Here is a 12669-nt window from a genome sequence, read left to right on the forward strand (position 1 = left end):
TCGATTCTGGGCGCAGCGGAAGCGCCAGATACCCGACGATGTGTAACGAATGACGAAGAAGAACTTACGATGTGTCGATGCAGCCGACCGTGCGGGAGATCCTGGCACTGCCCGTGCTGCGGGCCGGTGACCCCGTGCTGGTTTGCGGCGCCGACCGCCCCGAGGTGCTGGACCGCCCGGTGCGCTGGGTGCACGTCAGCGATCTGCCGGACCTGTCGAACCTGCTCGAGGGCGGCGAGATGGTGCTCACCACCGGCCAGGCGCTGACCGACGTCCGGCACCGCGACGACTACCTCCCGCAGCTCGCCCGGGCGGGGGCCGTCGCGCTCGTCGTCGAGCTGGGCGTGCACGTCGACGCCGTGCCACCCTCGGTGGTGGCGGCCGGCGCCCACCTGGACCTGCCGGTCGTCGCGCTGCGGCGGCCGGTCCGCTTCGTCGAGGTCACCGAGGAGGTGCACCGCCGGATCGTGGCCGAGCAGTACGCGGAGGTCGACTACGCCCGCCGGGTGCACGAGGCGTTCACCAATCTGAGCATGCGCCGCGCCTCGGTCGACGAGATCGTCGCGGCCGCGGCCGAGATGCTCGACACGCCAATCGTCCTGGAAGACCTCAACCATCAGGCCCTGGCCTTCGTGCGCCGGGGGCTCCCGCTGACCGAGCTGCTCGACGACTGGGAGCGGCGGTCGCGGCTCGGGGTCGACGCGTGGGTGACGTGCCCGGTCGGCCCGTACCGCCAGGAGTGGGGCCGGCTGGTGGCGCCGCTGGGCCGGCAGGCCGACGACCGTACCGCCACCACCCTCGAACGGGCGGCCCAGGCGCTGGCAATGCACCGGATGGTCGAGCAGGACCGCACGTCGCTGGAGCTGCGTGCGCAGAGCGGGCTGGTCGACGATCTGCTGCGCGGCCGGCTGCGCGACGAGGGCGAGGCGACGGCCCGGGCGCACGCCCTCGGACTGCGGCCGGCGCTGACCTACGTGCCGATGACCGTGCGGGTGCCCGAGACCGCCAGCGCCAATCAGCTGCTGATCCAGCAGCGGCGCAGCCGGACGCTCGACGCGTTGGTCCACGCCATCCGATCCGCCGGCCACAGCGTGCTGACCGCCAGCCGCGACGACGGCCAGGTCGACCTGCTGCTGGCGCCGCAACCCACGGCGATGGCCGTCCGGGGCGACCCCGGCACCGAACGCATCCTCGTCGACGTGGCCACCGCAATGCGTCGCGCCGTGGTCGCGGTCGACGGCGTCTCGACGTGCGTCATCGGGGTGGGGCCCGAATCGAGCCGGCTCGTCGACGCCGCCGGTGGTCTTGCCGAGTCCGGGCACGTCGCCGAGGTCGCGTTGGCGATGGCGGACCGCCCCGACGGCAAACCGTTCTTCCGCGCCGCCGACGTGCGGTTGCGTGGGCTGATCGCCCTCATCCGCTCGGAGGCGCGGGTGCAGGCGTTCGCCGAGACGGAGCTCCGCGGGCTGCTCGAGCGGCGGGCCAAGCACGGCGACGAGATGTTCGACCTGCTCGCGGCGTACCTCGACGAGGGCGGCAACAAGGCGGCCTTGGCCAAGCGGTTGCACCTCTCCCGGCCGACGCTCTACGCGCGACTGGCCGCCCTGGAGCGGCTACTGGGCGTCGACCTCGACGACGCGGAGTCCAGGACGTCGCTGCACGTCGCGATGATGGTCCTGGCGCGGCCCTAGTCCGGCCCGTGCTTCTTCTTGCCGAACGGGAGCACGTGCACGACGGCCACCACGACGGAGCCGACGACCAGCCCGATCACCGCCGAGATCGCGGTGTTCAGCAGCCAGGCCAGCACACCGTTGAGACCCTCCTCGAGGTGGTGGACGAACCCGTACGGCGCATGCCAGCCGAGGGTGTCGGTGCCCACCAGCAGGATGTGGCCGCCGACCCACAGCATGGCGACGGTGCCGATCACCGACAGCGCCGCCAGCAGCTTCGGCATGCCGACCACCAGGCCGCGGCCGACCTTCTGCGCGAACGCCGACGCGCGCTGGGTCAGCGCCAGGCCGACGTCGTCCATCTTCACGATGAGCGCGACCACGCCGTACACCGCGGCGGTGATCACGAACGCGACCACGATCAGGATGATGAGCCGCGGCCAGAAGGACTGGTCGGCCACCTCGTTGAGGGCGATCACCATGATCTCGGCCGACAGGATGAAGTCGGTGCGGATGGCCCCGCTGGTCATCTGCTTCTCGGCGTCCTCGCCGACCGCGGCCGTGGGCGCGGCGTGGCTCTTGCCCTTTCCGAAGAGCAGTCCCACTACCTTTTCCGCACCCTCGAAGCACAGATAGGTGGCGCCCAGCATCAGGATCGGCGTCAGCAGCCACGGCACGAACTGGCTGAGCAGCAGCGCGGCGGGCAGGATGAAGAGCAGCTTGTTGCGCAGCGAGCCGAGCGCGATTCGCTTGATCATCGGCAACTCGCGGTCGGCGGCGATGCCGTGCACGTACTGAGGGGTCACGGCGGTGTCGTCGATGACCACGCCGGCCGCCTTCGCGGTGGCGCGACCCGCCGCGGCACCGATGTCGTCGACCGAGGCCGCGGCGAGCCGGGCCAGGGCGGCGACGTCGTCGAGCAGCCCGAACAGTCCGGCGCTCACGATGTGTGCCTCATGGCACCCGAGGATACGTGGAGTCTGGGAAGCTGCTGTCATGAGTTCGACCGACACCCACGCCGACGTCCTCGTCGTCGGTGGCGGCATCGCCGGGCTGTCGGCGGCCTACGAACTCTCGCGCACGCTGCGGGTCACGGTGCTCGAGATGGAGCCGACGCTGGCGTATCACACGACGGGCCGGTCAGCCGCCACGTTCCTGGAAACCTATGGCGGCCAACAGATTCGGGCCCTCACGACGGGTAGCCGGGCGTTCTTCGCCGACCCGCCCGAGGTGTTCGAGTCCGAGCTGATGACGCCGCGGCCGTCCCTACAGTTCGCGACCACGGGGCGTGCCGCGGTGATCGAGCGGATGCACGCCGCCGTCCTGGGACAGGTGGCCGACGCCGAACTGCTCGACGGCGACCAGTGCCGCGAGCTGTTCCCGTTGCTGCGACCCGAGGTCGTCGAACGCGGAATGTACGAACCGCGGGCGATGGCGCTCGACGTGTCGGCCCTGCACCAGGGCTACGTGCGCGGGGCGCGCCGCAACGGAGCCGAGATCGTCCGGACCGCCCGGGTGGTGTCGCTGCAGCGGCTGGGGGACACGTGGACCGCGACCACCGCCGACGGAGGCAGTCATCGGGCGCCGGTGGTGGTCGACGCCGCGGGCGCGTGGGCCGACGTGGTGGCCGCCGCGGCCGGGGTGCGGCCCGTCGGGTTGGCGCCACTGCGGCGCACGATCTTCATGGTCCACTCCCCGCTGGGTGAGAGGAGCCGCGAGCTGCCCAACTGCAGCGACGTCGACCAGTCCTTCTACGTCAAGACGGCAGGGACGCAGTTCTTGTGCTCACCCGCCGACGAGACGCCATGCCCGCCGAGTGACGCCAAACCAGACGAGCTCGAAATCGCAAGGGCCATCGAGGCGATCAACGCCACGACGACGATCGGGGTGCGCGGCATCGGTGCGTCCTGGGCCGGTCTGCGCACGTTCGCGCCGGACCGCGACTTCGTCGTCGGCGAGGACGCCGACGCCCCGGGCTTCTTCTGGCTCGCGGGGCAGGGCGGCTACGGGATCCAGACGGCTCCGGCGACCGCCCGGCTGGCCGCGGCCCTGGTGCTCGGTGAACCGGTTCCGGCGGACCTGGCCGCCCGTGGGCTCGACGTCACGCGTCTGGCACCGGCTCGCCTTCGGTCATGACGCCGACGAGTTGATCGAAGAAGGAGCAGACGGCCTTCTGCTGCGCGGAGGGCAGCGCGTGTCCGACGTCGTCCAGCGCGCGCACGATCGGTGCCCACGTGTCGAAGAGCAGGTCGACCGCGTGGGGCAACACCCGCACGGTGACCCGCCGGCGGTCGTCGACGTCGCGGACGCGTTCGAGCAACCCGTCGGACTCGAGGCGGTCCAGCAGCACCGTCACCGAGGCCGACCGCAGGTCGAGTCGTCGGCCCAACTCGGTGGGTCCCATCGGGCCGTGGACGTCGAGCAGTCGCAGGGCTTGCATGTCGGTCGCGTTGAGACCCATCCGCCGCGCCTGCCGCCGCTGAAGTTCGTCGTGGGCTTCCAGGAAGCCGCGCATGGCGATCGTCGGCCCGCTCAGGTTGGCCAGCCAGTGGCCGGTCGCGTCGCGCTCGTGTTTCACGTCGCCCTTCGGTTTCACGCAGCCCTCCCGTGGGCAGATACTTCACAGAACGTGTATTACGGTATTCTAGGTAATCCTCTCAGATTGGACATCCATCTCGTGACTCGCCACGCCGTCATCTCCGGTTCGGGTATCGCCGGACCCGCCCTGGCCCACCAACTGGCCGCCAGGGGTTGGCGGACCACCGTCCTCGAGCGCTTCGCCGCGGCCCGTAGCGAGGGCCAGAACGTCGACGTGCGGGGCACCGCCCGTGAGGTGGTGCGCCGCATGGGCATCGAGGCCGACGTGCGGGCCGCGAACACCGGTGAGGTCGGCATGCGCTTCGTCGATGCCGACGGCTCACCGGTGGCGTCGTACCCGATGAGCGGACCCGGTGAATCCGACGGTCCCACCGCCGAATTGGAGATCTTGCGGGGCGAGCTGTCCCGGATTCTGATCGAGCACACCCGCGGGAGCAGCGACTACCGCTTCGGCACGCGGATCGCCGACCTCACCGATCGCGGCGACCACGTCTCGGTTGCGCTCGACGACGGGACGAGCGTCGACGCCGACGTCGTCGTGATCGCCGAGGGGCTGCGCTCGACCTCGCGACGCTTCGTCACCCCGACCCAGGTCAACGACCTCGGCATGTACTTCGCCTACGTCACCGTCCCGCGCCTGGCCTCCGACGACCAGTGGTGGAACTGGCAGCACGCCCCCGGCTCGCTGGCCGTGCACGTCCGGCCCGACAACCTCGGAACGTCAAGGGCCGTACTGACGTTCATCACGGACGTGCGGGGCCTCGAGGACCTCGACCGCGCCGACCAGGTCGCCATCCTGCGCCGCACCTTCGCCGACGTCGGCGGCGTCGCGCCGCGCGTCCTGGCCGCCCTCGACGACGCGCCGCTGTACTTCGACGCCCTCGGTCAGGTGAGCTCGTCGCAGTGGACCAAGGGGCGCGTCGCGCTTCTCGGCGACGCCGCGTACACCAACGCGACCTTCGGCGGGGGCGGCACCAGCCTGGGGTTGATCGGCGCCTACGTGCTCGCCGGTGAACTCTCCCGTGGCGACGACGACCGGGCCGCCCTGGCGCGCTACGAGCAGCTGATGCGTCCACACGTCGAATCCGCTGCACCACAGGCGATCATGAAGACCATCCGGCGTGCCAACCCGCGCACCGAGGCCGGCATCCGGGCCTTGCACGCCGGTGCGCGGGTCGCGGCGGGCCCCGTCGGTCGGGGTGCGATGAAGCTGGCCGGCAAGCGATTGGTCCGCGTGGCGGCCGACGACCTGCGCCTGCCCGACTATCCGGACGCGGTGGTGCACCGCGTCGGGTGACACCTGACTACGGTGACAGCCGTGTCGTCACCCGAATCGTCCGAAGAACCGGCGCCGTTCCCGCGGGGGATGGCGCTGCTGGTGGCCGGCGCGTTCTTCATGGAGATCGTCGACGCCACGATCATCACCCCGGCGATACCGCTGATCGCGTCGTCGTTCGGGGTCGACCCGGTGGACGTGAACCTCGCGATCTCGGCCTACCTCGTCACGCTCGCGGTGCTCATCCCGGCCTGCGGATGGGTCGCCGGCCGCTTCGGTGCCCGGCCGGTCTTCGCCGCCGCCATCGCGATCTTCACCCTGGCGTCGATCGGGTGCGCGCTCAGCGTCAGCCTGCCGATGCTCGTCGGGATGCGCATCCTGCAGGGCGTCGGCGGCGCTATGATGGTGCCCGTCGGCCGACTCGCGGTGCTACGCGTCAGCGGCAAGGCCAACCTGGTAAGGACGATCGCACTGTTGACGTGGCCCGCGCTGGCGGCGCCGGTGCTCGCCCCGGTCCTCGGCGGCGCGATCGCCACCCTTGGCTCCTGGCGCTGGATCTTCTTCGTCAACATCCCGATCGGCGTCGTCGGCTTCCTGTTGTCGCTCAAGCTGATTCGTGGCGAGCGGGATGCGGTGCCGCGGCCGTTGGACTGGCGGGGGCTCGTCGTTCTCGGGTCGGGCATCGCGGCGGCCCTGATGGCGCTGGAGAGCATCCGGGTCGCCGGCACCGACTGGCTGGTCGTTGCCGTTGGCGGTGGGGCGGCCGCCGTGCTGCTGACCGCCGCGGGCTGGCATCTGCTGCGCACCCGTCATCCACTGATCGAACTGCGGGTGCTGCGGGTGCCGACCCTGCGCATCACGGTGACCGCCGGATCGCTGTACCGCCTGGTGATCACCGCGGTGCCGTTCCTGTTGCCGCTGCAGTTCCAACTGGTCTTCGGCTGGACGCCGTTCGTCTCGGGTCTGTTGGTCGCGGTGCTGTTCGCCGGGAACATCGCGATCAAGCCGGCGACGACGCCGTTGATGCGGCACTTCGGGATTCGTCGGGTGCTCATCGTCAACGGCGTGCTCTCGGTGGGCTGCTACGGGCTGCTCGCGAGCCTGGGCCCCACGATGCCGATCGCCGTCATCGCGGTGGTCCTGTTCGTCAGCGGCATGCTGCGATCGGTCGGCTTCACCGCCTACGTCACGCTCGCCTTCTCCGACGTCGGCGGTGACCGTCTGACCCACGCGAACACCCTCAACGCGGCGGTGCAGGAACTTGCCTCAGGTCTTGGAATCGCCGTCGCGGCACTGCTGCTGAGCACGTTGACTCCGCTGGCGGCGACCCCGCACACCGCCTACGCGTGGACCTTCCTGGTCCTCGGTGCGCTGATGGCGGTCACCGTGGTCGAGTCCTTCCGGTTGCCGCGGGATGCGGCCACCGAGGTGACCGCCGGCTAGCGGCCTCCCCGTGACGCCGAGCGGCCACTTGCGGTGGCGTAGCGCGCTCGCAGTGAAATCGCAGGCGACTCACAGGATTCCGTCCGGTCGTCCCTCGGCGAGGGTGGCCCGTCGGGCGTGACGCCTGCTTTGGCGTCAATTTGGTAAACCCACCGACGTCGGCGGTCCGGGCAATCGGCGCGGTAGTAGTGTCCGCCGCGAGACCGCCGCGAGAATGCGACCGGCGAAGGGATGCCCATGTTAGAACTAGCCGAGCCGGATGCTTCCGAGGTAGACGTTCCCGACGAGCCAAAGCCGCAGAGGTTCGAGCGATTTCAGCGTCGGCGTCTGCTGGCCAAGGTCAGCATTCAGTCCAAACTCGTCGTGATGATGGTGATGTGCACCATCGTGGCGGCGGCCGTGGTCGGCATCATCGGGTTCCAGGCGGGTCGAAGCTCGCTGCGGGACTCGGTGTTCAACCGGCTCACCGAAGTACGCGAGTCGCAGTCCCGCTCTCTGCAAAACGAGCTGACGGACCTGAAGAACTCGATGATCGTCTACACCCGCGGCGCGACCACCCGCAACGCGCTTGCCGCCTTCACCGCCGGCTTCGACCAACTGCAGAACCAGCCGATCAGCCCGGCGCAATCGCAGTCGATCACCGACTACTACGACGACGTCTTCATCAAGCAGGTCGAGCAGTACAGCGGCACCAAGCTCAACGCCGAACAGTTGATCCCGACGAGCAACGCGCAGCGCTACCTTCAGGCCAACTACACGGCGCAACGCAAGTCCGACGACGTGGCCGTCACGATCGACGACGCTCACGACGGCAGCGCCTGGTCGGCCGCCAATGCCGAGTACCAGGACTTCTTCCGCGAGATCGTCAACCGCTTCGAGTTCGAGGACGCGATGTTGCTCGACACGCAGGGGAACATGGTCTACACCGCCTACAAGGACGTCGACCTCGGCACCAACATCTTGACCGGGCCCTACAGCGGATCCAAGCTCCGCGGAGCCTACGAGAAGGCCATGTCGTCGAACGCGCTCGACTACGTCGGCTTCACCGACTTCGAGATCTACCAGCCGGCGGAGAATGTTCCGACCGCGTGGATGGTCACCCCGGTGGTGGCCAACGGACGTGTTCAGGGCGTGCTGGCGCTGCAGTTCCCCGCCACCAAGATCAACCGGCTCATGACGTTCGACAAGCATTGGGCGGCATCGGGTCTCGGTGACACGGGGGAGACGTTCCTGGTCGGTCCGGATGACCTGATGCGCTCGGACTCCAGAATCTTCGTCGAAGATCCGCAGACCTACCGCAGCGAGGTCGTCGCGGCGGGAACCCCGGCCGACGTGGCCGACCGAGCCATCCGACTGGGCGGAACCACTCTGGTGCAGCCCGTCCCGTCGGAGGCCACCACCGACGCCGAGCGAGGCGAGTCGGGGACGTTGATCACCACCGACTACCTGGGAAACGAGACCCTGCAGGCCTATGCCCCGGTGGTGATCCCCGACTCCGAGATTCACTGGGCCATCGTGGCAAAGGTCGACACCGCCGAGGCGTTCGCGAGGGAGGCGACGTTCACCAAGACGATGGTGTTGGCGACGGTCGGGATCATCTTCGTGGTCTGCGTGGCCTCGGTGTTCCTGGCGCAGCTGTTCGTGCGGCCGATCCGCCGGCTGGAGACCGGGGCGAGACGGATCGGCGGGGGTGACTACAGCGTGAGCATCCCGGTGGAGACTCGAGACGAGATCGGCGATCTGACCAAGGCATTCAACGAGATGAGCAGGAGCCTCACCGTCAAGGAAGAGCTCCTGAACGCGCAGCGCAAGGAGAACGACCAGCTGCTGGCGTTGCTGATGCCAGAACCCGTCGTCGAGCGCTACCGCCAGGGTGAGGAGATTCCTCCCGAGGAGCATCAGGACGTCTCGGTGATCTTCGCCGACGTGATGGGCCTGGACCGACTTCAGGCCGAGCTGACGTCGGAACGGTCGCTGGCCATCGTCGACGAGATCGAACGCCAATTCGACGCGGCGGCAGACAGTCTCGGTATCGAGCGGATTCGCGGTATCCGCAACGGCTACCTGGGCAGCTGCGGTCTGAACGTGCCGCGGCTGGACAACGTGCGTCGCACGGTGGAATTCGCCGTGGAGTGTCAGCGGATCGTCGACCGGTTCAACGGCGAGACCGGTAGCGGCCTCGGCCTGCGTGCGGGTATCGACACCGGCACGGTCAGCAGCGGGCTCAGCGGCCGGATGTCCGTCGTCTACGACATGTGGGGTGCGGCGGTCAACATCGCGTACCAGGTCAAGAGCGGTTCCAAACAACCCGGCATCGACGTCACCAACCCCGTCTACGAGGCGGTGCGGGACACGATCAACTTCAGCCCCGCCGGGACCGTCGTCGTCGACGGGCGGGAACAACCCATCTGGCGTCTGGAGAATCGTTGATGGCCAACGTCTTTGGTTCGTCGTGGTTCTACTGGGCGGTGGGGATCGCCATCGGACTGCCCGTCGGGCTGGTGGCACTCACCGAATGGCAGCACGCGTTGGTCAGGAAGGAGAGCTTCCTGGTCCGGCCGGTCACGCTGCTGCGCAACTACCTGCTTCCGCTTGGCGCGCTGCTGCTCCTGCTCACCGAGGCCAAGCAGGTGCCCGCCGGCACCACGCCGGTGCGCATGGTCGCCACCCTGTTCGCGTTCGTCGTCCTCATCCTGCTGCTGTCGGGGGTCAACGCCACCCTGTTCCAGGGTGCGCCCGCGGGGACGTGGCGAAAGCGGGTTCCGACGATCTTCATCGACGTCGGGCGGTTCCTGGTCATCGCCGTCGGCCTGGCGATGATCTTCTCCCTCATCTGGGGTGCCAACGTCAGGGGTCTGTTCACCGCGCTGGGCGTCACGTCCATCGTCATCGGCCTCACGCTGCAGAACTCGGTCGGTCAGATCATCTCGGGTCTGCTGATGCTCTTCGAGCAGCCGTTTCAGCTGGGGGACTGGCTGGAAACCCCGGCGGCGCGTGGGCGCGTCGTCGAAGTCAACTGGCGCGCAGTGCATCTCGAGACCAGCACGGGTCTGCAGATCACGCCGAACTCGGTCCTGGCGGGAGCGTCGTTCACGAACCTGAGTCGGCCCACCAGCAAGCACAAGCTGGCGGTGACGACGGTCTTCTCGCTCGACGACCCGCCCAACCGGGTGTGCGCCATGCTGGCGCGGGTGGCCGCCGATCTGCCGCAGCGGCGCCCCGACGCAACGGTGTCCGCGGCGCCGGCCGGCGGCCTGGAGTACCGCACCACCATTCCGCTGGTCTCACCCGCCGACGACGGTGCCGCGAAGAAGCTGTTCCTGGAATGGATCTGGTACGCCGCCCGGCGCGAGGGCCTACACCTCGACGAGGCCGGCGAGGAGTACTCGACCCCCGGCCGGGTCGCCGACGCCGTGCACCGGGTGGTGGCCCCCACGCTCCGGCTCTCCGGGGACGATCAGACCGAGCTCATCCCGAACGCCACGCTCGAGCGGTACGGCGCCGGTGAGGTGATCCAGCGCTCCGGTGAGGTGCCGGACCGGATGTCGTTCATCGTCTCGGGACGCGTGCGGCTCACGGGCAAGGCCGACGACGGCGCGGAGATCTCGATCGGAACCCTCGACGAAGGTGGCTTCCTCGGTCAGAGCACGCTGACCCGACAGCCCGTGATCGGGAGCGCCCACGCCGTCGACGAGGTCACCGTCGTCCAGGTCGAGCGGGGGTCGGTGGAGATGATGGTGCAGCGAAACCCGTTGTTGCTGCAGGAGTTCGGTCGAGCCATCGAGGAGCGTAGGGCCAACGCACGCAAGGCGCTGGCCATGACGTCCGACTAGCGGCCGTTGTCCCTCGCTCGTGAAACCTCTGCGGTTTCGCGGCTGATCTTCCGCAAAGGATTCACGACGGGCGCACCCGCGATGGTCACTGCTGCACGGGGTACGGGCTCACGGCAGCAGTTCGCTGCGACGTTGCTCCTCCCACAGCGCCATTCGCGTGCGCGCCGGCTCCCCGACCGCGTCCATCACCAGCGGGATGAGGAGCTCGGTGAGCAGGAAGCCCGCCGCCATGCTCTGGTAGGTGGTGCCCACCGTGCTCGACGCCGTCAGCACGACCTCGGCCTCGGGGGCGACCGGGCAGGCCAGATCGTCGGTGACGAGCAGTACCGTCGCACCCGCCCGGTGCACCCGAGCGGCCAGCTCGGCGGCGCTGCGCTGATACCGGTGATAGTCGAACAGCATGACGACGTCGCGGCGGGTCAGCTCGATCATGGTGCCCAGGTCGCGTCCGCTGGGGTCGGCGAGCAACCGCACGCCCGGCCGCAACTGCTCCAGATGTGCGGCGAGATGCATGGCCAGCAGATGCGAGAACCGCCCGCCGTGCAGGTGTAACGGCCGGCTGGTGTCGGCCAGCAGTGCGACCGCCGCCTCGACCGCGGGCGCCGGCATCTGCGCCAGCGTCTCCTCGGCCCGTTCGTTCTGTGCGTGGGCCTGGTGCAGCAGGCGGTCCAGGGGGCCTGCGTCGGCGTCCGCACCGGCGGGGGTCGTGGGCAGCCGGGTGATCGGTCCGTTGGACAGGGCCGTCAGCTCGGCGCGCAGGGCGACCTGCAGGTCGGTGAACCCTTCGTAGCCAAGGGTTTGCGCGAATCGGAGCACGGTCGGCGGGCTCACCTCGGCGCGTTCGGCCAGTCGGGCCGCGCTGGCCAGCCCGGCGCTCGGATAGTCCGCGAGCAGCGCCCGGCCGACCCGGCGCTCGGCCTTGCTCAGCGACGGTAGGGCGGCGCCGGCGCGCGCGGCCACGGTCTCGTCGGTCACGTCGGTCTCGTCGCCTCTGGCGCGCCGAGGGGGTGCGTCGTCACCGACAGATCATGCATCGAGATGGCGACGACGGACTCGGGCGGCAGTGGTTCCCACGGCAGGTCACCGAACCCGGTCGAGCCGACCACGATTCCGGCGTCGCCGTCCCGGCCGAGGCGGGCGATCCGCAGGGCGAAGTAGTCCTCGAGGTGTTCCGAGGGCAGGTCGGTCGCGCTGATCTCCTCGACGTCCTCGGCGAGCAGGCGACTGTGGGCGTGCGCGTGGACGACGACCAACTGATCCTCGCCGAGGACGAGGGCGTTGAGGCTGGCGTCCGGGTGGCTGTGCCGGAGCTGGGCGACGGCCCGTCGCACCGCCTCGGCGAGAGTTGGTGCGGTGGAACGGTGTTGGCGGATCAGCCCGAAGTAGCGCTCGCTGTCGGTGGTGCCGCGCACGGACGCCGCGACCGCGGGTTCGAGGAGACCGTCCAACGTGTCCATGGGCTTGATCGACCCGTTGTGGGCCATGGCGAGTCCGTCGGTGAGGAACGGGTGGGAGTTGCGTGGCTCGACCGCCAGGCCGTTGGTCGCCCAGCGCAGGTGAAGCAGCGACGCGGCAGGGCGGGGGTCGTGGGTGGCCGCCGCGAAGTCGGGATCGTCGAGCGCGCTGCCCGCGGACACGGTGACGTGCGGGTCGTCCCCGACGCGGTCGACGCCCGCGACGCCCCAGCCGTCGCCGTGGATCTTCGTCAGCGCGACGAAGTCCGCCATGACCGCGTCCCCGACCGCCGCGGCGATGGACACCGGGGTTGGCGAGACGACACCCAAGAGCCGACACATGAAGGCATCCTCCGATCCGTGATCTTACGAATCAACCATAAACCGACGAAATT

Annotated in this window: 10 protein-coding genes; 6 read left to right on the plus strand and 4 right to left on the minus strand. The window is 69.4% G+C overall.

The genetic code is table 11. The features are described 5' to 3' along the window. Nucleotides 1-77 precede the first annotated feature (77 nt). On the plus strand, nt 78-1691 hold the full coding sequence (locus H7J06_RS28040; protein ID WP_264042706.1) for a PucR family transcriptional regulator: 1614 nt from the start codon (nt 78-80) through the stop codon (nt 1689-1691). On the opposite strand, the gene H7J06_RS28045 is transcribed toward H7J06_RS28040, so the two are convergent. Next, the gene (locus H7J06_RS28045; RefSeq protein ID WP_264042707.1) at nt 1688-2614 is read right to left on the minus strand and encodes a DUF808 domain-containing protein; all 927 of its coding nucleotides are present in this window, start codon (nt 2612-2614) and stop codon (nt 1688-1690) included. The genes H7J06_RS28040 and H7J06_RS28045 overlap by 4 nt on opposite strands. 52 nt (nt 2615-2666) lie before the next feature. On the opposite strand from H7J06_RS28045, the gene H7J06_RS28050 reads away from it, so the two are divergent. Further along, nucleotides 2667-3806 (plus strand): NAD(P)/FAD-dependent oxidoreductase, encoded by a 1140-nt coding sequence (locus H7J06_RS28050; RefSeq protein ID WP_264042708.1) that lies wholly within the window; start codon nt 2667-2669, stop codon nt 3804-3806. Here H7J06_RS28050 and H7J06_RS28055 read toward each other — a convergent pair. Continuing rightward, a complete protein-coding gene (locus H7J06_RS28055; RefSeq protein ID WP_264042709.1) occupies nt 3772-4266 on the minus strand; it encodes a MarR family winged helix-turn-helix transcriptional regulator in 495 nt (164 codons plus the stop codon). The two genes, H7J06_RS28050 and H7J06_RS28055, sit on opposite strands and share 35 nt — an antisense overlap. A gap of 81 nt (nt 4267-4347) precedes the next feature. Here H7J06_RS28055 and H7J06_RS28060 point away from each other — a divergent pair, with 81 nt between their 5' ends. The 4 genes from H7J06_RS28060 to H7J06_RS28075 all read left to right on the plus strand — a co-directional run bounded on the left by H7J06_RS28060 (nt 4348) and on the right by H7J06_RS28075 (nt 10820). Further along, nucleotides 4348-5565 (plus strand): FAD-dependent monooxygenase, encoded by a 1218-nt coding sequence (locus H7J06_RS28060; protein WP_264042710.1) that lies wholly within the window; start codon nt 4348-4350, stop codon nt 5563-5565. Between the two features lie 69 nt (nt 5566-5634). After that, the gene (locus H7J06_RS28065; RefSeq protein ID WP_264042745.1) at nt 5635-6987 is read left to right on the plus strand and encodes an MFS transporter; all 1353 of its coding nucleotides are present in this window, start codon (nt 5635-5637) and stop codon (nt 6985-6987) included. Between the two features lie 237 nt (nt 6988-7224). Then, the gene (locus tag H7J06_RS28070) at nt 7225-9417 is read left to right on the plus strand and encodes an adenylate/guanylate cyclase domain-containing protein (RefSeq protein WP_264042711.1); all 2193 of its coding nucleotides are present in this window, start codon (nt 7225-7227) and stop codon (nt 9415-9417) included. Beyond that, entirely contained in the window at nt 9417-10820 is a 1404-nt protein-coding gene (locus H7J06_RS28075) for a mechanosensitive ion channel domain-containing protein (RefSeq protein WP_264042713.1), read from the plus strand. Before H7J06_RS28070 ends, H7J06_RS28075 begins: the two co-directional genes overlap by 1 nt. A gap of 108 nt (nt 10821-10928) precedes the next feature. Here the strand turns inward: H7J06_RS28075 and H7J06_RS28080 are convergent, their stop codons facing one another. Both H7J06_RS28080 and H7J06_RS28085 read right to left on the minus strand, forming a co-directional pair. Beyond that, entirely contained in the window at nt 10929-11795 is an 867-nt protein-coding gene (locus H7J06_RS28080) for a MurR/RpiR family transcriptional regulator (protein ID WP_264042714.1), read from the minus strand. Continuing rightward, the gene (locus H7J06_RS28085; protein ID WP_264042715.1) at nt 11792-12616 is read right to left on the minus strand and encodes a class II glutamine amidotransferase; all 825 of its coding nucleotides are present in this window, start codon (nt 12614-12616) and stop codon (nt 11792-11794) included. The genes H7J06_RS28080 and H7J06_RS28085 overlap by 4 nt, the downstream gene beginning before the upstream one ends. Nucleotides 12617-12669: the final 53 nt, after the last annotated feature.

The organism is Mycolicibacterium hodleri, assembly GCF_025822245.1.
GTDB lineage: Bacteria > Actinomycetota > Actinomycetes > Mycobacteriales > Mycobacteriaceae > Mycobacterium > Mycobacterium hodleri.